At 65.6% G+C, this 19,548-nt stretch carries 22 protein-coding genes and 1 pseudogene; 16 read left to right on the forward strand and 7 right to left on the reverse strand.

Annotation, left to right across the window (positions count from 1 at the left end):
• Positions 1 to 50: 50 nt before the first annotated feature.
• Positions 51 to 452 (forward strand): VOC family protein, encoded by a 402-nt coding sequence (locus tag M0765_RS03020; RefSeq protein WP_258501954.1) that lies wholly within the window; start codon positions 51 to 53, stop codon positions 450 to 452.
• Positions 453 to 467: 15 nt separating this feature from the next.
• On the opposite strand, the gene M0765_RS03025 is transcribed toward M0765_RS03020, so the two are convergent.
• From M0765_RS03025 to M0765_RS03035, 3 genes are read right to left on the reverse strand one after another with little or no spacing between them, the layout of a single operon-like run.
• On the reverse strand, positions 468 to 1,430 hold the full coding sequence (locus M0765_RS03025; protein WP_258501956.1) for a threonine/serine dehydratase: 963 nt from the start codon (positions 1,428 to 1,430) through the stop codon (positions 468 to 470).
• Positions 1,399 to 2,394, reverse strand: a complete 996-nt coding sequence (ispH, locus tag M0765_RS03030) for a 4-hydroxy-3-methylbut-2-enyl diphosphate reductase (protein WP_258501958.1) — start codon at positions 2,392 to 2,394, stop codon at positions 1,399 to 1,401. Before ispH ends, M0765_RS03025 begins: the two co-directional genes overlap by 32 nt.
• A complete protein-coding gene (locus M0765_RS03035) occupies positions 2,391 to 2,834 on the reverse strand; it encodes an FKBP-type peptidyl-prolyl cis-trans isomerase (protein WP_258501960.1) in 444 nt (147 codons plus the stop codon). The genes ispH and M0765_RS03035 overlap by 4 nt, the downstream gene beginning before the upstream one ends.
• 109 nt (positions 2,835 to 2,943) lie before the next feature.
• Here M0765_RS03035 and radC point away from each other — a divergent pair, with 109 nt between their 5' ends.
• The gene (radC, locus tag M0765_RS03040) at positions 2,944 to 3,621 is read left to right on the forward strand and encodes a RadC family protein (protein WP_258501961.1); all 678 of its coding nucleotides are present in this window, start codon (positions 2,944 to 2,946) and stop codon (positions 3,619 to 3,621) included.
• Positions 3,621 to 4,280, forward strand: a complete 660-nt coding sequence (locus M0765_RS03045) for a Smr/MutS family protein (RefSeq protein WP_258501962.1) — start codon at positions 3,621 to 3,623, stop codon at positions 4,278 to 4,280. Before radC ends, M0765_RS03045 begins: the two co-directional genes overlap by 1 nt.
• 19 nt (positions 4,281 to 4,299) lie before the next feature.
• Here M0765_RS03045 and M0765_RS03050 read toward each other — a convergent pair whose 3' ends face one another.
• Positions 4,300 to 5,523, reverse strand: a complete 1,224-nt coding sequence (locus tag M0765_RS03050) for an NAD(P)/FAD-dependent oxidoreductase (protein ID WP_258501963.1) — start codon at positions 5,521 to 5,523, stop codon at positions 4,300 to 4,302.
• Positions 5,524 to 5,556: 33 nt separating this feature from the next.
• Positions 5,557 to 5,979 carry a group II truncated hemoglobin gene (locus M0765_RS03055; RefSeq protein ID WP_258501964.1) on the reverse strand — a complete coding sequence of 141 codons (423 nt, stop codon included), beginning with the start codon at positions 5,977 to 5,979 and terminating at the stop codon, positions 5,557 to 5,559.
• 170 nt (positions 5,980 to 6,149) lie between these two features.
• On the opposite strand from M0765_RS03055, the gene M0765_RS03060 reads away from it, so the two are divergent.
• The 5 genes from M0765_RS03060 to M0765_RS03080 all read left to right on the forward strand — a co-directional run bounded on the left by M0765_RS03060 (position 6,150) and on the right by M0765_RS03080 (position 10,328).
• On the forward strand, positions 6,150 to 6,977 hold the full coding sequence (locus tag M0765_RS03060) for an ABC transporter substrate-binding protein (protein WP_258501965.1): 828 nt from the start codon (positions 6,150 to 6,152) through the stop codon (positions 6,975 to 6,977).
• A gap of 158 nt (positions 6,978 to 7,135) precedes the next feature.
• Positions 7,136 to 7,831, forward strand: a complete 696-nt coding sequence (locus tag M0765_RS03065; RefSeq protein WP_258501967.1) for an amino acid ABC transporter permease — start codon at positions 7,136 to 7,138, stop codon at positions 7,829 to 7,831.
• Positions 7,832 to 7,844: 13 nt separating this feature from the next.
• The gene (locus M0765_RS03070) at positions 7,845 to 8,567 is read left to right on the forward strand and encodes an amino acid ABC transporter permease (protein WP_126748454.1); all 723 of its coding nucleotides are present in this window, start codon (positions 7,845 to 7,847) and stop codon (positions 8,565 to 8,567) included.
• A complete protein-coding gene (locus M0765_RS03075) occupies positions 8,564 to 9,307 on the forward strand; it encodes an amino acid ABC transporter ATP-binding protein (RefSeq protein ID WP_258501970.1) in 744 nt (247 codons plus the stop codon). Before M0765_RS03070 ends, M0765_RS03075 begins: the two co-directional genes overlap by 4 nt.
• 16 nt (positions 9,308 to 9,323) lie before the next feature.
• Positions 9,324 to 10,328, forward strand: coding sequence for an isopenicillin N synthase family dioxygenase (locus tag M0765_RS03080; RefSeq protein WP_258501971.1), 1,005 nt, complete (start codon positions 9,324 to 9,326; stop codon positions 10,326 to 10,328).
• 9 nt (positions 10,329 to 10,337) lie between these two features.
• On the opposite strand, the gene M0765_RS03085 is transcribed toward M0765_RS03080, so the two are convergent.
• Positions 10,338 to 11,027 carry an HAD family hydrolase gene (locus tag M0765_RS03085; protein WP_258501972.1) on the reverse strand — a complete coding sequence of 230 codons (690 nt, stop codon included), beginning with the start codon at positions 11,025 to 11,027 and terminating at the stop codon, positions 10,338 to 10,340.
• Positions 11,028 to 11,118: 91 nt separating this feature from the next.
• A complete protein-coding gene (locus M0765_RS03090; protein WP_258501973.1) occupies positions 11,119 to 12,459 on the reverse strand; it encodes an MFS transporter in 1,341 nt (446 codons plus the stop codon).
• 178 nt (positions 12,460 to 12,637) lie between these two features.
• Here M0765_RS03090 and cyoA point away from each other — a divergent pair, with 178 nt between their 5' ends.
• The 8 genes and pseudogenes from cyoA to M0765_RS03125 all read left to right on the forward strand — a co-directional run bounded on the left by cyoA (position 12,638) and on the right by M0765_RS03125 (position 19,545).
• The gene (gene cyoA, locus M0765_RS03095; protein WP_258501975.1) at positions 12,638 to 13,666 is read left to right on the forward strand and encodes a ubiquinol oxidase subunit II; all 1,029 of its coding nucleotides are present in this window, start codon (positions 12,638 to 12,640) and stop codon (positions 13,664 to 13,666) included.
• On the forward strand, positions 13,663 to 15,675 hold the full coding sequence (gene cyoB, locus M0765_RS03100; protein ID WP_446751533.1) for a cytochrome o ubiquinol oxidase subunit I: 2,013 nt from the start codon (positions 13,663 to 13,665) through the stop codon (positions 15,673 to 15,675). The genes cyoA and cyoB overlap by 4 nt, the downstream gene beginning before the upstream one ends.
• Positions 15,668 to 16,333: a cytochrome o ubiquinol oxidase subunit III gene (gene cyoC, locus M0765_RS03105; RefSeq protein ID WP_258501979.1), complete on the forward strand. Its 666-nt coding sequence runs from the start codon at positions 15,668 to 15,670 to the stop codon at positions 16,331 to 16,333. The genes cyoB and cyoC overlap by 8 nt, the downstream gene beginning before the upstream one ends.
• Positions 16,330 to 16,764 (forward strand): cytochrome o ubiquinol oxidase subunit IV, encoded by a 435-nt coding sequence (gene cyoD, locus M0765_RS03110; RefSeq protein WP_258501981.1) that lies wholly within the window; start codon positions 16,330 to 16,332, stop codon positions 16,762 to 16,764. The genes cyoC and cyoD overlap by 4 nt, the downstream gene beginning before the upstream one ends.
• Before the next feature lie 80 nt (positions 16,765 to 16,844).
• A pseudogene (locus M0765_RS29140) lies at positions 16,845 to 17,087 on the forward strand (SURF1 family protein); the annotation flags it as partial.
• Positions 16,988 to 17,626 (forward strand): SURF1 family cytochrome oxidase biogenesis protein, encoded by a 639-nt coding sequence (locus tag M0765_RS03115; RefSeq protein WP_342456060.1) that lies wholly within the window; start codon positions 16,988 to 16,990, stop codon positions 17,624 to 17,626. The pseudogene M0765_RS29140 and the gene M0765_RS03115, both read left to right, overlap by 100 nt.
• A 42-nt stretch (positions 17,627 to 17,668) precedes the next feature.
• Positions 17,669 to 18,997, forward strand: coding sequence for an ATP-binding protein (locus M0765_RS03120; RefSeq protein WP_446751534.1), 1,329 nt, complete (start codon positions 17,669 to 17,671; stop codon positions 18,995 to 18,997).
• Positions 18,994 to 19,545, forward strand: coding sequence for a response regulator transcription factor (locus M0765_RS03125; protein WP_258501982.1), 552 nt, complete (start codon positions 18,994 to 18,996; stop codon positions 19,543 to 19,545). The genes M0765_RS03120 and M0765_RS03125 overlap by 4 nt, the downstream gene beginning before the upstream one ends.
• Positions 19,546 to 19,548 lie beyond the last annotated feature (3 nt).

The raw sequence follows: 19,548 nt of genomic DNA on the forward strand, positions 1-19,548 counted from the left end.
TTTTAGGCGGGCGTAGTATCTCGGCCTCAACAACCAAAGGGGAAACAACAATGCAAGCCTATCTGACATTCAACGGCAACGCCGCCGAAGCACTGGCCTTCTACGCGAAGGCGCTGGGCGGCAAGGTCATCTTCAGCATGACCTTCGGCGAAAGCCCCATGGGCGCTGAAACGCCCGGTGCCTACAAGGGCAAGATCATGCACGCCACGCTGGAAGCCCGCGGCCACCAGCTGATGGCTTCCGACATGCCGCCGGGCATGGCGTTCGAAGGCTACAAGGGGTTTTCGCTCTCGGTGCAGGGCGACAACGTGGACGAAGGAAAGAAGCTCTTCGAAGCGCTGGCCGAGGGCGGCGAGGTCACGATGCCCTACGGCCCGCAGTTCTGGGCCGTCGGCTTCGGCATGCTCACCGACAAGTTCGGGGTGTCGTGGATGGTGAACTGCGAGAAGTAAGCCGGAGCTGCGCCGTCAGCCGACCGTAGCCGCATCGACATTGGCGCCGCAGACGATCAGGCACACCTTCTCGCCCTCGCGCGGTACGTAGGCGCCGGTTTGCAGCGCCGCCAACGGCAGCGCGGCGGCGGGTTCCACGGCCAGCTTCAGCTCCTTCCACAGCCACTGCTGGGCGGCGCGGATGGACTCGTCGGACAGCAGCAGCGCGTCCTGCACGTATTTCTGGGTAATTTCCCAGGAAATGGCGCCAATGCGCCGCGCGCCGAGCGAATCGGCGGCAATGCCACCCACATCGACGTCGACTGGCTCGCCGGCCTGGCGGGCGCGGAACAGCGTCGGCGCTTTTTCGGGCTCCAACGCCACCACGCGGGCGCGCTGTTCGAACCAGCCGGCCAGGCCGCCGATCAGGCCGCCGCCGCCCACGCTCACCAACACTGAATCTGGCAGGCCGCCCTGCGCTTCGATTTCGACGCCCAGCGTGCCTGCGCCGGCCACGACTTCGGGCTGGTCGTAGGCATGGGTGAGCAAGGCGCCGCTTTCCTTCTGGCGCACGAGGCAGGCGGCCAGCGCGTCTGGGTACAGCTCGCCGACGACGACCACCTCGGCACCCAGCGCACGCAGCCGGGCGCGCTTGGCTTCGGGCGAGACGCCGGGCAGGAACACCTGGCAGCGCACGCCCAGCGCCTTGGCCGCCGCCGCGGTCGCGATGCCGGCATTGCCGCCGGACGCTACGACCACGCCGCTTTCGGGAATGCCGTTGGCCAGCAGGCGGTTCATCATGCCGCGCGCCTTGAAGCTGCCGCTCACCTGCATGTGCTCGAGCTTGAGCCACACCTCCACACCCGGCACCTCGATGCCGAAAGTGGAGGCCGGCAGCTTCCAGAGCGGGGTTTCGCGCAGAAAGTGGGCGGCACCCTCGCGCAGCCTGCGGGAGGCGCTCTCGGTTTCAAGGCGCCAGTTGGTCGTTTGATTGTTCAAGAGATGTGTCCCGGGGAGGAATGTCGTCGAGCTTGAGGCCCTTGGGGAGCGGAAACTTGATGGTTTCCTCGATGCCGTCCATCTTGCGGACCGACACCGCGCCGAGCGCCCTCACGCGTTCGATCACCTCGCGCACCAGCACTTCGGGGGCCGAGGCGCCGGCCGTGAGGCCTACCCGGGTCTTGCCCTCGAACCATTCCGGCTTGAGCTCTTCGGCCGAATCGACCATGTAGCTTTCGGTGCCGAGGCGCTGTGCCAGTTCGCGCAGCCGGTTGCTGTTGGAGCTGGTGGGGCTGCCGACCACGATCACCAAGTCGACCTGGGGGCTCAGTATCTTCACCGCGTCTTGCCGATTTTGCGTGGCGTAGCAGATGTCTTGCTGCTTGGGCTCGCGCACCATCGGAAAGCGCGCGCACACGGCAGCCGCGATTTCGGCGGCGTCGTCCACGCTGAGCGTGGTCTGCGTCACGACGGCAAGTTTTTCGGTCTGCGCGGGCGACACCGTTGCCACGTCTTCCACGTCTTCGACCAGGTGAATGCCGCTCGAGAGCTGGCCCATGGTGCCTTCGACCTCGGGGTGCCCCTTGTGGCCGATCATGATGAACTCGTAGCCTTCCTTGGCGAGCTTGGCCACCTCGACGTGCACCTTGGTCACCAGCGGGCAGGTGGCGTCGAAAACGTCGAAGCCGCGGTCGCGCGCCTCTTGCTGCACCGCCTTGCTCACGCCATGGGCGCTGAACACCAGCGTCGCGCCGGGCGGCACGTCGGCCAAGTCTTCGATGAAGATGGCACCCTTGGCCTTGAGCTCGTTCACCACATAGGTGTTGTGCACGATCTCGTGGCGCACGTAGATGGGCGCGCCAAACTTGGCCAGAGCGCGCTCGACGATTTCAATGGCGCGGTCCACGCCGGCGCAAAAGCCGCGCGGCTCGGCAAGAACGACTTCTTCGAGGCCCTTGTTCATAGAACTCCGATCAGCCGCACCTCGAAGGTCACGGGCTGCCCGGCCAGCGGGTGATTGAAGTCGAAGCGCACCGCGGTTTCGTTCGATTCGACCACCGCGCCGGCGTAGCTGCCCGAGCCGTCGGGCGTGGGGAACTGCACCACGTCGCCGACCGCATATTGCTCGTCGGGGTCGCCCATCTGGGCCAGCAGCTTCCTGGCCACCCATTGCTGCATTTCGGGGTTGCGCTCGCCAAAAGCCTCGCCGGCGGGCAGCTCGAAGGTGGCGTGCGTGCCCTCTTCCAGGCCCATGAGCCGCTGCTCCATGGCGGGCGAAAGCTCGCCGGTGCCCAGCGACAGGGTGGCGGGCTTGTCGGCGAAAGTGTTGATGATGTCGCCCGCCGGACCGGCCAGCCGGTAATGCAGGGTAAGGAACGAGCCGGAAGTCACGACGTGGGACATGGGTGCAGCGGAGATAGGCAAAGACAAGGTGGGTGTCCCGATAAACTGGACTGCATTTTAAGGAGCCGGGGCTTCCGCCTGCTCTTTCAAGGTTTCACCCAGGTTTTCAATGGCATTCAAGGATCTCCCCGTCCACGCCCGCCCGCGCGAAAAGCTCATCGCGCGAGGTGCCGCCGCGCTGGCCGACGCCGAACTGCTGGCGTTGCTGCTGCGCACGGGCGTTGCCGGAAAAAACGTGCTCCAGCTGGCCCAGGAACTGCTCGACCACTTCGGCGGCCTTTCGGGGCTGTTGCAGGCGGGCGCCGACGACCTGAAGGTGATCAAGGGCATGGGCGGCGATGCCAAGCGCGCCGAGCTCATTGCGGTGCTCGAACTGGCACGCCGCGCCATGGCTGAGCGGCTGAAGGAGCGTGCGGTTTTCGATTCGCCCGGGGCCGTGAAGGAATACCTGCAGATGCACATCGGCTCGCGCCCGTACGAGGTATTTGCGGTGCTGTTTCTCGATGCGCAGCACCGGCTGATCGTGCTCGAAGAACTGTTTCGCGGAACGCTCGCGCAAACGAGCGTCTACCCACGCGAGGTGGTCATGCGCGCGCTGCACCACAACGCCGCGGCCGTGGTGCTTTCGCACAACCACCCGAGCGGCAGCATCGAGCCCTCGCGCGCCGACGAATCCCTGACGCAAACGCTCAGGGCGGCGCTTTCATTGATCGACGTGCGCGTGCTCGACCACGTGATCGTCAGCGCCGGCCAGAGCTTTTCAATGGCCGAGAAAGGGCTGCTCTGATGGCTTCGCGCACACCGCCCATCAAGAACTTGGCCGACCTGAAGCAGGTGCAGCGCGCGCTGGCCGAAACCCGCGAGCGCGAAGCGGCTGCGGCAGCCGCCAAGGCCGCGGCCGAGCGCAAGCGCGCGGCCGAAAAAGACCTGTTCACGCGCGCCATCGGCGCTACGGAGCCGCTTCGCCGCAAGGCGGCCGTGGTGCCGCTCGCGCCGGAGCCGCCCGCGCCCATCCCCGTGCAGCACCAGCTCGACGAACAGCGCGTGCTGCGCGAATCGCTTTCCGACGAGTTCGACGTAACCACCCTGCTCGACGTCGACGACGCCATGAGCTTTCGCCGGCCGGGCATCGGCACCGACGTGACCGCGCGGCTGCGCAAGGGCGACTGGAGCATTCAGGCGCAAATCGACCTGCACGGGCTGCGCAGCGATGAAGCGCGCGAGGCGCTCGGCGGGTTCATTCGCAACGCCTACAAGCAGGGCCTGCGCTGCGTGCGCGTGGTGCACGGCAAGGGGCTGGGATCGCCCGGCAAGCAGCCGGTGCTCAAGACCAAGGCGCAGCGCTGGCTCATCCAGAAGAACGAGGTGCTGGCCTTCGTGCAGGCCAAGCCCGCGGAGGGCGGCGCAGGCGCGCTGGTGGTGCTTTTAGCGCCAGCGCGGCGCTGAGGCTGAATTGCCCGGCGGCTTACGCCAAGTGATTCTTCAGCGGAACAGACGCATCCGCCACCGCCGCTGCATCCGGATTGCGCCCTGCTTCGAGCAGCTTGCGGCACATCATGTGATCGACCGGCGCATTGACTGATTCGACGCACACCAGCTGTCCATCCACATAGTGGAACAGCGAGAACGCATCGGGCTTGGGCCCGGCGCGCCGCACGCTTGCCAGCCCCGGCGTGCCTTCGGCCGGCATCAGGCCGACCATCTGCAGCCGCAAGCCGCCCTGGTCAGACCAGAACCACGGCACCACGTCATGCGGCCGAGCGGCGCCGGTCAACGTGGCCACGGCCGTGCGTGCCTGGTCGTTCGCGTTCTGCACCGACTCGAGCCGCAGCGCGCGGCCTGCGCGCCGATCAGGGAAGCGCGTGCAATCGCCCACTGCGAGCACGTCGGCCGCGCTGGTCTGCATGTGGCTGTCGACCACAATGCCGTCCGCGCACTCGATGCCCGCGGCCTGCGCCAATGCGGTCTCGGGCACAGCCCCGATGCCGAGCAGCAGCAGGTCCACCGGCTGCTTCGCGCCGTTGACCTGAATGGACAGCAGCCGATCGCCTTCGACCTCGAACGCACCGGTACGCGCACCAAGCACGATGTCGATGCCCGCCGTGCGATGCGTCGCGAGCACATGCGCCGACAGCTCGGGCGACACGGCGCGGCCCAGGAGGCGCGGCGCGCTTTCGATCACCTGCACACGCTTGCCGAGCGCATTGGCGGTGGCCGCCACTTCGAGCCCGATGAAGCCGCCGCCCAGCACCGTGACCTGCTGGGCTTCAGTCAGCCGCTCGCGCAGGCGATGCGCCTCGTCGGCGGCGCGCAGGGTTGCGACGTTTTCAAGGCCCGGTTTCAGGTCGGGCATCTGGCGTGCACGGGTGCCGGTGGCCAGCACCAGCCGCTCCCATGGCAGGACAGCGCCCGAACGCAGCGTGACCGTGTGCGCCTCGCGGTCGATGGCAACGGCCGCATCGCCCAAGTGCAGCGTGATGCCGGCTTCGCGGTACCAGTCGGCGGCCTTGTGCGGCTGCCTGGTCTCCTCGGCGCTCTTGAGAAAAGCCTTGGAAAGCGGCGGCCGGTGGTACGGCTCGCAGGCTTCCTCGCAAACCAGGTGCACGCGCGCGCCCTGCCCGGCTTCAGCCAGGCCCGCGCAAAGCTGGGCCGCGGCATGGCCGCCGCCGATGATGACGATTGAATTCATTGAAGAGAGTCTCTTTCGGAGTCGTTGTCTGTCTTATTGCTCGCCGCGGTTTCGCATCCAGTCCGCTGTCTGGAAGAACGAATCGCGCAGCCTGGCGCGCAACCCCTCGGGCACGCCGGTTTCACCCATCGCCTGGTCCATGCAGGCCAGCCACTGGTCGCGCTCCTTGATGCCGATGCTGTGCCCGCCAATGCTCTGCGGCAAATGGCGCGCACGCAGCATCGGATGGCCGAAGCGGTCGGTGTAGTGCTGCGGGCCGCCGAGCCAGCCGCACAGGAACCAGAAGAGGCGCTGTCGCGCGTTGTCCAGGCTGATGCCGTGCACCGCGCGCAGCTGTGCATAGGCCGGTTCGAGCTCCATCAGGTCGTAGAAGCGGTCGACCAGCGCCTGCACCTTGGGTTCGCCGCCGATCCATTCGAACGGGGTGTCGACGGGGGGCTTTTCGTGAATCTGCATGGCGGGAGTATCCCTCCAGCAGCCTCCCAGGCCCGCACGCCGGCTGAATTCTCGCGATTCCAGTACCGGCATCAGGACCATTCGGGCACCCATATGTATATGTCGATTGAGGATTTAATAATCCACGGTTTTATTGATATGGTCCCGTCCTGTTTTCCAAGGAGAAGAACATGCGCTTGAACCTCATTGCCGCGGCCCTCGCCGCCTCCGCCCTGCTGACGGGCGTTACCGCCCATGCGGACCAGCTTGCCGACATCAAGAAAAAAGGCGAACTCGTGGTCGGCGTGCTCGGCACCGACGAACCCGCCACCTTCATCGACCCCAAGACGCGCCAGATCGTCGGCTACGAAGTCGACCTGGTGAACGCCATCGCCAAGAAGATCGGCGTCAAGCCGGTGCTCAAGCAGATCGCCGTGGCCGCGCGCATCCCTGAGCTGCAGCAGGGCCACGTCGACCTGGTGGCTGCGGGCCTCACGCACAACAAGGAGCGCGAGGCGCAGATCGACTTTTCTCTCACCACCTTCGTCACCGGCCAGAAGGCCATCGTGAAGAAGGACAGCGGCATTACCGACGTGCCGCAGCTCGCCGGCAAGAAGGTGCTGACGATTCGCGGCGGCACGCAGGAGCCGAACATCCGCAAGGCCGTGCCCACGGCCGAAGTGGTGACCTTCGACACCAGCCAGCAGGCCTTCCAGGCGCTGCAGCAGGGCAAGGGCGTGGGCTATGTGGACGACGAGGCCGCGCTGCTGCGCAGCTACGCCAAGCTCGGCCCGCAGAAGGCCAAGTACGTGGTGCTCAAGCAGAACCTGAGCACCGAGGCGCTGGCCATCGGCATCAAGAAGGGCGAGAGCGGCCTGAAGGCGGTGGTGGACGACACGCTGCGCGAACTGGAGAAGTCGGGCGAAGCGCAGAAGATCTTCGTCAAGTGGTATGGGCCGAACACGGCGTCGGGCTTCCAGACGCGGGACTTCAAGTTCGAGAGCGACAAGATCGACTGACTTCGGGTCTTTCTCCTTCCCCCTTTGGGGGAAGGCAGGGATGGGGGCTGACAGCTTTCGCACAGGCGCGACGCATTCAGCGCCGTCGTGCCCCCACCCCGACCCTCCCCAGCGGGGAGGGAGCAAATCCCATTGCGGCGGTGATACTGTCGCCCCTCATGCCCCTGTTCGACTATTCGCTGCTGCTCACCGGCCAGTACCACGACATGCTGGTCGCGGGCTTGCTGCTCTCGCTGCAGTTGCTGGCGGCCTCTTTGCTGCTCGCCCTGCCCATCGCATTGGTGGTGGCGCTGCTCCGCCTCTCGCCCGTCGCGCCCCTGCGCTGGCTCGGCTTTGCGTATGTAGAGTCGATCCGCAACATTCCGCTGCTCGCGCACATGCTGTTCTGGTACTTCGGCGCGCCCGAGCTGCTGCCCGAAGGCATCAAGCAGTGGCTGTACGCGGGCCATATCGAGGCCTACAGCGCGATCATCGCGCTGGCGCTCTACACCGCCGCCTTCATGGCGGAAGACATCCGCAGCGGCATCCGCGCGATTCCCGCGGTGCAGTTCGAGGCCGGCCGCGCGCTGGGCTTCGGCTTCATGGACACCATGCGCCGGGTGGTGCTGCCGCAAGCGCTTCGGGTGACGGTGCCGCCGCTCATCTCGCAAACGCTGAGCCTCTGGAAGAACACATCGATTGCCACGGTGATCGGCGTGGCCGAGCTGATGTACCAGGCCGGGCAGGTCGAGAGCGCAACCTTCCGCAGCTTCGAGTCGTTCGCGTTCGCGAGCGCGGCGTACCTGACGGTGTCGCTCGCCATCACCGGGCTGGCCACCTGGTACCACCACCGCTTTCCGGTAAGAACCATCTAGAGCGGCCGACCAGATGCTCGAGATCATCAACGACTACTGGGTGTACTTCCTCATCGGGCAGTACCCGAACGGGCCGCTCGGCGGGCTGGTGCTCACGCTGCTGCTCGCGTCGTGCGGCCTGGTGCTCGCGCTGCCGCTGGGCATTGTGCTTGGCCTGGCACGCGTGAGCCCTTGGCGCTGGCTGCGCTGGCCGGTGACGGGCTTCGTCTTCGTCGTGCGCGGGCTGCCATTGCTGATGGTGATCTTCTGGGCCTACTTCTTCCTGCCCAGCGTGACGGGCGTGAAGACCGACCAGTTCACCACCATGCTGATCGCACTCGTGATCTTCGATGCGGCCTACCTGGCCGAGATCGTGCGCGCCGGCATCCAGGGCCTGCCGCGCGGGCAGATGGAAACCGCGCGTGCGCTGGGCTTGGGCTACGGCCGCGCGATGCGGCTGGTGGTGCTGCCGCAGGCCCTGCGCAGCATGCTGCCCTCGCTGGTGAACCAGTTCGTCTCCACCATCAAGGAAACGTCGCTCGGCTACATCATCGGCCTTGCCGAGGTGTCGTTCATCGCCACGCAGATCAACACGCAGGTGTTCACCAAGCCGGCCCAGATCTACCTGATCCTGGGCGGGACCTATTTCATTCTCTGCTTCGGGCTGTCGCGCTTCGCCTACTGGCTGGAGCGTCGCCTCGCGCGTCGCGGCATGTCCGTGGCCGACCCCGCCACGGCTCCCAAGGTGTCCGCATGATCGAACTTCAGAACGTCAACAAGTGGTATGGCAGCTATCACGCCCTGGTCGACATCAGCGAGACCATCCACAAGGGCGAAGTGGTGGTGGTGTGCGGGCCCTCGGGTTCGGGCAAGTCGACGCTGATCCGCACCTTCAACCGGCTGGAGCCGATCCAGTCGGGCCGCATCTTCATCGAAGGCAAGGACATCCATGCGCCGGGCACCGACGTGAATGCGTTCCGCTCGCGCATCGGCTTCGTGTTCCAACAGTTCAACCTGTTTCCGCATCTCACGGTGCTGCAGAACTGCACGATGGCGCCGATGCAACTGCGCGGCCTTACGCGCAAGGAGGCCGACGAGCGCGCGATGGCACTGCTGCAGCGCGTGGGCCTGGCGCACAAGGCGAATGCGTGGCCCAGCGAACTTTCGGGCGGCCAGCAGCAGCGCGTGGCCATTGCGCGCGCGCTCGCGATGCAGCCGCCGCTGATGCTGTTCGACGAGCCCACCAGTGCGCTCGATCCCGAGATGGTGGGCGAGGTGCTGCTGGTGATGCGCGATCTCACGCGCGACGGCATGACCATGGTCTGCGTCACGCATGAGATGGGCTTTGCGCGCGAGGTGGCCGACCGCGTACTGTTCATGGACGAAGGCAAGGTGCTCGAGCGCGCCACGCCCGACGACTTTTTCAACCGGCCGCAGCACCCCCGCGCCCAGCAGTTTCTTTCGGACATCCGCTCGCCGTTCTCGCGCGGCGCATGACATGCTCTCCACGCCCATGACAGACATTCAGACTCTTCCGCTGATCGATGTCGCGCCGCTCGTGGCCGGCGCGCCTGAACGCGACCGTGTGGCCGCGCAGATCGGCGCCGCGTGCCGCGCGCACGGCTTCTTCTACGCCACGGGCCACGGCGTCGATGCGGCGCTGGTGCAGCGGCTCGAAGTGCTGAGCCACCGCTTCTTCGAGTTGCCCGAGGAAACCAAGATGCAATGGCGCATGGCCCTCGGCGGGCGCGCGTGGCGCGGCTACTTTCCCCTCGGCGGCGAGCTGACCTCGGGCCGGCCCGATTGGAAGGAAGGCCTGTACCTGGGCACCGAACTGCCTGCCACGCACCCGCTGGTGCAGGCAAGAACGCCGGTGCACGGCCCCAACCTTTTTCCCGACGTACCGGAATTTCGCGAGACCATCCTCGACTACATGGCGGCCGTGACGCGGCTGGGCCATCGGTTGATGGAGGGCATCGCGCTGAGCCTGGGCCTGCCCGCCACGTATTTCGCCGAGCGCTACACCGCCGATCCCTTGGTCTTGTTCCGCCTCTTCAACTACCCCTCGCAGCCCGTGCCCAAAGGCCTGGACGTGCAATGGGGCGTGGGCGAGCACACCGACTACGGCCTGCTCACCATCCTGCACCAGGACGAGGTCGGCGGCCTCGCCGTGCACACGCCAGGCGGCTGGATCGATGCGCCGCCAATCGCCGGATCGTTCGTCTGCAACATCGGCGACATGCTCGACCGCATGACGGGCGGGCTCTACAAATCGACCCCGCACCGGGTAAAGCGCAACACCTCGGGGCGCGACCGGCTTTCGTTTCCGCTGTTCTTCGATCCGAACTTCGACGCCCGCGTGCAGCGCATCGAAGGGCTGCAGGGTGCAGAGGCGCGCGACGACAGCGCCGAGCGCTGGGACCGCGCCAATGTGCACGCCTTCAGCGGCCGCTACGGCGACTACCTGCTCGCCAAGGTGTCGAAGGTGTTCCCGCAGCTGCGCGACGAAGTGCTCTGAGCCGGCAGGTCAAGCGCGCTCCGGCGCCCGCGTGGGAAACCACAGCGGCACATGCGCCATGGCGTCGTGCAGCGAATCGAGCACATGAAACGCCTGCCCGATGATCGACTCCGGCGGGTGCTTGAGGTCCGGCACGATGACGACCCTGAGGCCCGCCGCCAGCGCCGCCTTCGCGCCGTTCTCGCTGTCTTCGAAGGCCACGCACTCCGCCGGGTCCACACCCAGGCGCTCCGCCGCAAGCAGGTACAGCGCCGGATCGGGCTTGGCGCGTGCCACCTCGTCGCCGCCCGCGAAGGCCTCGAAATGATGGAGCACGTCGAGGCTGCCCAGGCAGGCCGCGATCTGGCCGCGCGTGGACGACGATGCAACCGCACAGCGTGTGCCGAGTCCGCGCAAGGCAGTGAGCAACTCGGCCGCGCCGGGCTTGATGGGGAAGAGCGGCCGAAGGTCGCCATCGGCGCGCTGCAGCCGCAGCGCGGCGGTCACTTGCGATGCCGCGTGCTGGTAGGCAGCCGCGCCGCCGAGCAGCGCCGCAAGGATCTGCTTCGACTCGCCCATGGCCAGCCCCACGCATTGCAGGTACTGCGCGTGCGAAAGCTCGATGTCGAGCGTGCGGGCAGCTTCGATCCAGGCGGCCATGATGGGCCGCTCCGAATCGATGAGCAGCCCGTCCATGTCGAAAATTGCGGCGGTGAACATGAGGCGAATCCTAAGCCAGCACGCGCTGCGGCGCCTGAAACAGAAAAGGGGCCGACCGGCCCCTTTTTCGAACACCGGCGTCTGATGGAGATCAGTCCCGCACCAGCGCCCGGTTCAAGCCCAGGGCCGCCAGCGTGCCGACCGCACCGGACAGCAGGTAGACGCTGACATAAGCCAGCCCGAAATTCGCCGACAGCCCCAGCGCCACCAGCGGCGCAAAAGCCGCGCCGATGAGCCAGGCCAGGTCGGCCGTGAGGGCCGCGCCGGTGTAGCGGTACTTGGGCTCGAAGTTCGAGGTCACCGCACCAGCCGCCTGGCCATACGAGAGCCCCAGCAGCACGAAGCCCAGCAGGATGAAGATGTCCTGCCCGATGCGGCCGCCGTCGAGGAGCGTGGGCGCAAAGCCGCTGAACACCGCGATCATCGCGGCCAGCCCGCCCAGCGTGAAACGCCGTCCCACACGGTCGGCAATCAGGCCCGAAGCCACGATGCCGCCGGCGCAGAACACCGCACCAATCATCTGCACCACCAGGAATTCGGTGATCGACTGGTCGGAGTACAGCGTGATCCACGACAGCGGGAACACGGTGATCAGGTGGAACAGCGCGTAGCTAGCCAGCGCGGCAAACGCGCCGATCAGCAGGTTGGCGCCCTGCGAGCGGGTCAGCTCGACCACGCTGGTGGGCTGCAGCTCGCGCTCTTCGAGCAGCCGCGAATACTCTTCGGTGGCCACCAGCCGCAGGCGCGCGAAGAGCGCCACCACGTTGATCGCGAACGCAACATAGAAGGTGTAGCGCCAGCCCCAATCGAGAAAATCCTTGAGCGCCAGGCTGCCGTAGAGATAGGCAAAAAGTGCGCTGGCCACAAAGAAGCCGAGCGGTGCGCCCAGCTGGCCGAGCATGGCGTACCAGCCGCGACGGTTCTGCGGCGCGTTGAGCGCCAGCAGCGAAGGCAGCCCGTCCCACGAGCCGCCGAGCGCCAGGCCCTGTGCGAAGCGGAACACCGACAGCAGCACGATGGACGTGAATCCGATGCTGGCGTATCCCGGCAAGAAGGCGATGCCCGCGGTGGAGGTGCCCAGCAGGAACAGCGCAATGGTCAGCTTGGCCTCTCGCCCGAACCGCCTCTGGATGGCCATTGAAATGACGGTACCGAACGGCCGCGCAATGAAGGCGAACGAAAAAACCACGAAGGCGTAGAGGGTTCCCTCGAGGCGCGCTTCGAACGGAAAGAAAACCGCCGGAAATACCAGCACCGAGGCGATGCCGTAGACGAAGAAATCGAAGTACTCCGATGCCCGCCCGATGATCACGCCGACGGCGATCTCGCCCGGCGCGATGTGGGAATGCCCGTCGCCCTGCCGGGCGTCGTTTTCGGACGTGTTCGGCACCGGCGGTGCGCCTTGCGGAAGGATGCTGGACGTCGTCGTCATTGCGTTTTGTAATTCGGGTGTCACGTGCAGTGACAAAGGTAGACCATGAACAGGGAGGCTCCAAGCGTCTCACCGAACGGGGATTCCCGCCATAGGACAAAACGTCCAATAGCGGGGCGCAACCTTTGATCGTAGATTGTGGGGTCTTTGCGCAGCCCCTGCACTTCTTTCTTTCGGCATGCCCACCCTCAAAACTCTTCGGCGATGGTCCCTGTTGCTTCCCCTTGCCTTCCTGGCAGGCTGCAACACGGTGCTCATGAATCCTTCCGGCGACATCGCCAATCAGCAGGGACGCCTCATCGTTGTCTCGACCGTGCTGATGCTGATCATCATCGTTCCGGTGATCGCGCTGACGCTCTTCTTTGCCTGGCGCTATCGCCAGTCGAACAAGGAGGCCGACTACAGCCCCGACTGGGACCACTCCACCCAGCTCGAACTGGCCATCTGGGGCGCGCCGCTCCTGATCATCATCGCGCTGGGCGCCATCACCTGGATCAGCACGCACACGCTCGACCCGTACCGGCCGCTCAGCCGGCTCGACGCCGAGCGCCCGATTCCCGCCGAAGCCAAGCCGCTGGTGGTCGAAGTGGTGGCGCTCGACTGGAAGTGGCTCTTCATCTACCCCGAGCAGGGTTTTGCCACGGTGAACGAAATGGCCGCGCCGGTCGACCGGCCGATCACTTTCAAGATCACGGCCTCTTCGGTGATGAACTCCTTCTTCATTCCCGCGCTGGCCGGGCAGATCTACGCCATGCCGGGCATGGAAACCAAGCTGCACGCGGTCATCAACAAGCCCGGCGAGTTCGAGGGCTTCTCGGCCAACTACAGCGGCGCCGGCTTCTCGGGCATGCGCTTCAAGTTCCACGGCCTGAGCAACACCGACTTCGACCAGTGGGTGCAGAAGGTCAAGGCGGGCAAGGACGGCGAACTCACGCGCGAGCAGTACAAGAAGCTCGAAGTGCCGAGCGAGCGCGAGCCGGTGCGGCACTACGCCACGGTGGCCCCCGACCTGTACGACGCCATCCTCAACCTGTGCGTGGACCGCAACAAGATGTGCATGAAGGAAATGATGGCCATCGACGCGAGTGGCGGGCTGGGCAAGCCCGGCGCGTTCAACATTGCCACCATGCAGGCCTGGCAGGCTGACACCCTCATCAATTCGCCAACGCGCAAGTACGTCACGGCGATGTGCACCACCGAAGAATGACGATGCTCGAAAACCTTGACCTGACGAAGCTTGTCTTCGGCCGCCTCACGTGGGAGGCGATTCCCTACCACGAGCCCATTCTGCTGGCGACCTTTGCGGCCGTGGTGCTGGGCGGCTTGGCCATCCTGGGCGCCATTACGTATTTCAAGCTCTGGGGCACCCTGTGGCGCGACTGGATCACCAGCATCGACCACAAGAAGATCGGCATCATGTACATCGTGCTCGGCCTTGTCATGCTGCTGCGCGGCTTTGCCGACGCGCTCATGATGCGGGCCCAGCAGGCCGTTGCCTTCGGCGACAACGCCGGCTTTTTGCCGCCGCACCACTACGACCAGATCTTCACCGCGCACGGCGTGATCATGATCTTCTTCGTGGCCATGCCGCTGGTCACGGGTCTCATGAACTTCGTGGTGCCGCTGCAGATCGGCGCGCGCGACGTGGCCTTTCCGTTCCTGAACAACTTCAGCTTCTGGATGACCACCTTCGGCGCCGGCCTCGTGATGGCGTCGCTGTTCGTGGGCGAATTCGCCAAGACCGGCTGGCTGGCCTACCCGCCGCTGTCGGGCATTCTCTTCAGCCCCGACGTGGGGGTCGACTACTACATATGGTCGTTGCAGATAGCGGGGGTAGGTACCCTGCTCTCGGGCGTCAATCTGCTGGCCACCATCGTGAAGATGCGCGCGCCGGGCATGACCATGATGAAGATGCCTGTGTTCACCTGGACCGCGCTTTGCACCAACGTGCTCATCGTGGCCGCCTTCCCGGTGCTCACCGCCGTGCTCGCGCTGCTGTCGCTCGACCGCTATGCCGGCACCAATTTCTTCACGAACGATCTCGGCGGCAACGCCATGATGTACGTGAACCTGATCTGGATCTGGGGCCACCCCGAGGTGTACATCCTCATCCTGCCGGCCTTCGGCATCTTCTCCGAAGTGGTGTCCACCTTCAGCGGCAAGCGCCTCTTCGGCTACGCCTCGATGGTGTATGCCACCATCGTGATCACCATCCTGTCGTACCTCGTCTGGCTGCACCACTTCTTCACCATGGGCTCCGGCGCCAGCGTGAACTCGTTCTTCGGCATCACGACGATGATCATCTCGATACCGACGGGCGCGAAGATCTTCAACTGGCTCTTCACCATGTACCGCGGCCGCATCCGCTTCGAGCTGCCCATGATGTGGACCGTCGGCTTCATGGTCACCTTCGTGATCGGCGGCATGACGGGCGTTCTGCTCGCAGTGCCCCCGGCCGACTTCGTGCTGCACAACAGCCTGTTCCTCATTGCGCACTTCCACAACGTGATCATCGGCGGCGTGCTGTTCGGCATGCTGGCGGGTATTACCTACTGGTTCCCCAAGGCCTTCGGCTACAAGCTCGATCCGTTCTGGGGCAAGTGCTCGTTCTGGTTCTGGCTCGTGGGCTTCTGGGTCGCGTTCATGCCGCTGTATGTGCTGGGCCTGATGGGCGTCACGCGCCGCATGAGCCACTTCCAGGACATGTCGCTGCAGTTCTGGTTCCAGGTGGCGGCCTTCGGCGCGGTGCTGATCGCGCTGGGCATTGCGTCCTTCCTCATCCAGCTGGTGGTGAGCTTCGTGCGCCGCGATTCGCTGCGCGACACCACGGGCGACCCGTGGAACGGCCGCACGCTCGAATGGTCGACCTCATCGCCGCCGCCGGCCTACAACTTTGCGTTCACGCCGCGCATCCATGACAACGACGCCTGGACCGACATGAAGCGCCGCGGCTACGCCCGCCCGCTCGAAGGCTTCACGCCCATCCACATGCCCAAGAACACCAGCGCCGGCTTCATCATCGCGGCCCTGGCGGCGGTCTGCGGCTTTGCGCTGATCTGGCAGATGTGGCTCGTGGCGGGCATCGGCTTTGTCGCCATGCTGGCCGCCGTGATCATCCACACCTTCAACTACAAGCGCGACTACTACATTCCCGCGGAAGACGTCGTCCGTACCGAAGCCGATCGCACGCGCCTCCTGGCAGCAGCCCATGTCTGATACCACCGCCCTCCACTCCCCCGCGGCCGGCCACGCCCACAGCGACCAGACGGGCAAGCCGCCCGTGTTCGAGCTGTTCCACGTCGGCAACGACCACCACCCAGAGAACGGCACGCTGCTCGGGTTCTGGCTCTACCTGATGAGCGACTGCCTCATCTTCGCCTGCCTGTTCGCGGTGTACGGCGTGCTGGGCCGCAGCTACGCAGCCGGCCCCTCGGGCGCCGACCTGTTCGACCTGCCGCTGGTGGCCGTCAACACCTCGCTGCTGCTGCTCTCTTCCATTACCTACGGCTTCTCAATGCTCGAGATGCAGAAGAAGCGCATGGGCGGCACGCTGGTGTGGCTGGCCATTACGGGCCTGCTGGGCGCGGGCTTCATCGGCCTGGAGATCTACGAGTTCGCGCACCTCATCCATGAAGGCGCGGGCCCGCAGCGCAGCGCGTTCCTGTCGTCGTTCTTCGCACTGGTCGGCACCCACGGCCTGCACGTGACCTTCGGCATCATCTGGCTCGTCGTGCTGATGTTCCAGCTGCCCAAGCACGGCTTCACCGCCGCCAACCGCCGCCGCCTGATGTGCCTTTCGATGTTCTGGCACTTCCTGGACGTGGTGTGGATCGGCGTCTTCACCTTCGTCTATCTGATGGGATCGATGGCATGAGCACCGCCCACACCAACACCGCCGCCGCGCACGGCCACGACGCGCACCACGAGCACCACGAGCACCACGCACACGACGACCATCACGACGATGGCCCCGTGAGCCACAGCACCTTCAAGGGCTACATGACCGGCTTCGTGCTGGCTGTGATCCTGACCGCGATTCCGTTCTGGCTCGTGATGGGCAAGGTGCTGGTCAACACGCACACCACCTCGCTCATCATCCTCGGCTTTGCCGCAGTGCAGATCGTGGTCCACATGATCTACTTCCTGCACATGGACGCCAAGTCCGAAAGCGGATGGAACATGCTGGCGCTGATCTTCACCATCGTGCTCGTCGTCATCACGCTGGCCGGCTCGCTCTGGGTCATGTACCACATGAACGCCAACATGATGCCGATGTCGGTGCACGACATGAAGAACATGCCTTGACGACGACCCTGCCGCCAGACCACAGCACCCGCAACACAATGACCGGACGGCAGCGCTCCACGGCCGCGCGGGTGATCTTCATGGTCTGCGCGGCGCTTGCCTTTGCCGGTTTTGTCGCACTCGGCAACTGGCAGGTCGAGCGCAGGGCCTGGAAGCTCGATCTCATCGCCCGTGTCGAACAACGCGTGCACGCCCCGGCCTCTGAAGCCCCAGCACGAGACCGTTGGCCGCAGATCAACGCGGCCGCCGACGAATACCGTCATCTGCGCATCAGCGGCACTTTTCTGCACGACAAGGAAACCCTGGTGCAGGCCAGCACCCGGCTCGGCGCCGGCTTCTGGGTGCTGACGCCGCTGCAGGCCGCCGATGGCACCACGGTGCTGGTCAACCGCGGCTTCGTGCCGCCCGAGGCACGCGAGCGCTCGTCGCGCACGGCCACCGAGCCCAAGGGCGAGACCGCCGTGACCGGCCTGCTGCGCATCACCGAGCCCAAGGGCGGGTTCCTGCGCAAGAACGACCCGGCCGCCGATCGCTGGTTCTCGCGCGACGTGCAGGCCATTGCCGCCGCGCGCGGCCTGGGCAATGCGGCGCCCTACTTCATCGATGCCGAGGCCATGCCCTCCGCCCCGGGTGCAGCACCGGCATGGCCCGCTGGGGGCTCACGGTCATCGCCTTTCCCAACAGCCATCTTGTCTACGCCATCACCTGGTACGGCCTGACGCTGATGGTCGCGGGCGCGGCCTGGTTCGTGTGGCGCGACGATCGCCGCCGCCGCAAGCTCGCCAACCCAGCCGACAGCAGCGGCGACAATGCCTCTCATGCCGACGGAAGACAGCGCCAAGACGACCGCCGCCCCGACTGAGGTCTCCGCCGTGGCGGGGAACTGCACGCGCCCCGCGCGGGCGTGGCAAGCCTGGACAACGCCACCGGCCACAAGAACATGCAGCAGCTGATCCAGCTGCGTTGGTTTGCGGTGATCGGGCAGGTGATCACCATCCTGTTCGTGCACTACGGCTTCGGCATCCGGCTGCCGCTCGACCAGATGCTGCTGGTGCTGGCGTGCCTGGCTCTCTTCAACGTGGTGAGCCTGCTGCGCTCGCGCACGCTTCGCAAGGTGACGAACGGCGAATTGTTTCTGGCGCTGCTGGTCGATGTGGCCACGCTCACTGCCCAGCTTTACCTCAGCGGCGGTGCGACCAATCCGTTCGTTTTTCTGTATTTGTTGCAGGTCATTCTGGGTGCGGTGCTGCTCAAGGCATGGTCGACATGGACCATCGTGGTTGTCACCGGCCTGTGCTTCGCGGGGCTGGCGCTTTTCTCGCGCCCCCTCGCACTGCCGCTCGACCACGACCGGGGGCTCTGGAGCCCTTATGTGCAGGGCATGCTGATCTGCTTTGCGCTCAATGCGGCGCTGCTGGTGGTGTTCATCACGCGCATCAGCCGCAACTTGCGCGCGCGCGATGCGCGGCTGGCCGACCTGCGGCAGCGCGCATCCGAAGAAGAGCACATCGTGCGCATGGGCCTGCTCGCATCGGGCGCCGCACACGAGCTGGGCACGCCGCTTGCCACGCTGGCGGTGATCCTCGGCGACTGGCGCCGGCTGCCGCATTTCAGTTCCGACCCCGAGCTGCTGACCGAAGTGGCCGAGATGGAACTGCAGATCCAGCGCTGCAAGAGCATCGTGAGCGGCATCCTGCTGTCCGCCGGCGAGGCGCGCGGCGAGTCGTCCGAAGAAACGACGGTGAGCACCTTCCTCGACGAACTGGTTGAAGAATGGCGCACCACGCGCCCCGTGGAAGAATTCGACTACGACAACCGTTTTGGCCGCGACCTGCCCATGGTTTCCGACTCGGCCGTGAAGCAGATGATCTGCAACGTGCTCGACAATGCACTGGAGGCCTCGCCGCACTGGTTGCGCCTGGAAGTGGCGCAGGACGCCGATGCGTTGACGCTCACGGTCACCGACGCGGGGCCGGGCTTTCCGCCCGCAATGCTGAAGCAGTTCGGCAAGCCCTATCAGTCAAGCAAAGGCCGGCCGGGCGGCGGGCTCGGGCTGTTCCTGGTGGTGAACGTGGCCCGCACGCTCGGAGGCCGGGTGGCGGTGCGCAACCGGCCCGAAGGCGGCGCCATCGTGTCCATTGCGCTTCCGCTCGCGGCCGTGGTGCTGGAGGAAGAGGACGACGACGAGGCCATCGACGACACCATTGCCATGACTGGAACCAAAAGCCCATGACCGAAGAACCCGCCGAAGCCGAGCGCCAGTTGCTGATCGTCGAGGACGACGCAGCTTTTGCGCGCACGCTCGGCCGCTCGTTCGAGCGCCGTGGTTATGCGGTTACGCATGCAAGCAATGCCGACGAGGTCGAAGCGCTGCTGCAAGACCATTCGCCCGGCTACGCGGTGGTCGACCTGAAGCTCAACGGCGAAGCCTCCGGCCTGGCGTGCGTGCAGATGCTGCACCGGCACAACCCCGAGATGCTGATCGTGGTGCTCACGGGTTTTGCGAGCATTGCCACCGCAGTCGAGGCCATCAAGCTGGGCGCCTGCCACTATCTGGCAAAGCCTTCCAACACCGACGACATCGAAGCCGCGTTCGGCCGCGCGACGGGCACCACCGAGGTAGAGTTGACCAACCGATCGACGTCGATCAAGACGCTGGAGTGGGAGCGCATTCACGAGACGCTCGCCGAAACCGGCTTCAATATTTCAGAGACTGCGCGGCGGCTTGGCATGCATCGGCGCACGCTGGCGCGCAAGCTCGGCAAGCAGCAGGTCAAATAGCAA

The sequence above is a fragment of the Variovorax sp. S12S4 genome (genome assembly GCF_023195515.1).
Lineage (GTDB): Bacteria > Pseudomonadota > Gammaproteobacteria > Burkholderiales > Burkholderiaceae_C > Variovorax.

What these genes read in the sequence shown, in the direction of transcription:
- M0765_RS03020 (WP_258501954.1), top strand. Translation starts at nt 51, where the DNA reads ATGCAAGCCTATCTGACATTCAACGGCAACGCCGCCGAAGCACTGGCC.
- ispH (WP_258501958.1), bottom strand. Translation starts at nt 2,394, where the DNA reads ATGAACAAGGGCCTCGAAGAAGTCGTTCTTGCCGAGCCGCGCGGCTTT.
- M0765_RS03035 (WP_258501960.1), bottom strand. Translation starts at nt 2,834, where the DNA reads ATGTCCCACGTCGTGACTTCCGGCTCGTTCCTTACCCTGCATTACCGG.
- radC (WP_258501961.1), top strand. Translation starts at nt 2,944, where the DNA reads ATGGCATTCAAGGATCTCCCCGTCCACGCCCGCCCGCGCGAAAAGCTC.
- M0765_RS03045 (WP_258501962.1), top strand. Translation starts at nt 3,621, where the DNA reads ATGGCTTCGCGCACACCGCCCATCAAGAACTTGGCCGACCTGAAGCAG.
- M0765_RS03050 (WP_258501963.1), bottom strand. Translation starts at nt 5,523, where the DNA reads ATGAATTCAATCGTCATCATCGGCGGCGGCCATGCCGCGGCCCAGCTT.
- M0765_RS03055 (WP_258501964.1), bottom strand. Translation starts at nt 5,979, where the DNA reads ATGCAGATTCACGAAAAGCCCCCCGTCGACACCCCGTTCGAATGGATC.
- M0765_RS03060 (WP_258501965.1), top strand. Translation starts at nt 6,150, where the DNA reads ATGCGCTTGAACCTCATTGCCGCGGCCCTCGCCGCCTCCGCCCTGCTG.
- M0765_RS03065 (WP_258501967.1), top strand. Translation starts at nt 7,136, where the DNA reads ATGCCCCTGTTCGACTATTCGCTGCTGCTCACCGGCCAGTACCACGAC.
- M0765_RS03070 (WP_126748454.1), top strand. Translation starts at nt 7,845, where the DNA reads ATGCTCGAGATCATCAACGACTACTGGGTGTACTTCCTCATCGGGCAG.
- M0765_RS03075 (WP_258501970.1), top strand. Translation starts at nt 8,564, where the DNA reads ATGATCGAACTTCAGAACGTCAACAAGTGGTATGGCAGCTATCACGCC.
- M0765_RS03080 (WP_258501971.1), top strand. Translation starts at nt 9,324, where the DNA reads ATGACAGACATTCAGACTCTTCCGCTGATCGATGTCGCGCCGCTCGTG.
- M0765_RS03085 (WP_258501972.1), bottom strand. Translation starts at nt 11,027, where the DNA reads ATGTTCACCGCCGCAATTTTCGACATGGACGGGCTGCTCATCGATTCG.
- M0765_RS03090 (WP_258501973.1), bottom strand. Translation starts at nt 12,459, where the DNA reads ATGACGACGACGTCCAGCATCCTTCCGCAAGGCGCACCGCCGGTGCCG.
- cyoA (WP_258501975.1), top strand. Translation starts at nt 12,638, where the DNA reads ATGCCCACCCTCAAAACTCTTCGGCGATGGTCCCTGTTGCTTCCCCTT.
- cyoB (WP_446751533.1), top strand. Translation starts at nt 13,663, where the DNA reads ATGACGATGCTCGAAAACCTTGACCTGACGAAGCTTGTCTTCGGCCGC.
- cyoC (WP_258501979.1), top strand. Translation starts at nt 15,668, where the DNA reads ATGTCTGATACCACCGCCCTCCACTCCCCCGCGGCCGGCCACGCCCAC.
- cyoD (WP_258501981.1), top strand. Translation starts at nt 16,330, where the DNA reads ATGAGCACCGCCCACACCAACACCGCCGCCGCGCACGGCCACGACGCG.
- M0765_RS03125 (WP_258501982.1), top strand. Translation starts at nt 18,994, where the DNA reads ATGACCGAAGAACCCGCCGAAGCCGAGCGCCAGTTGCTGATCGTCGAG.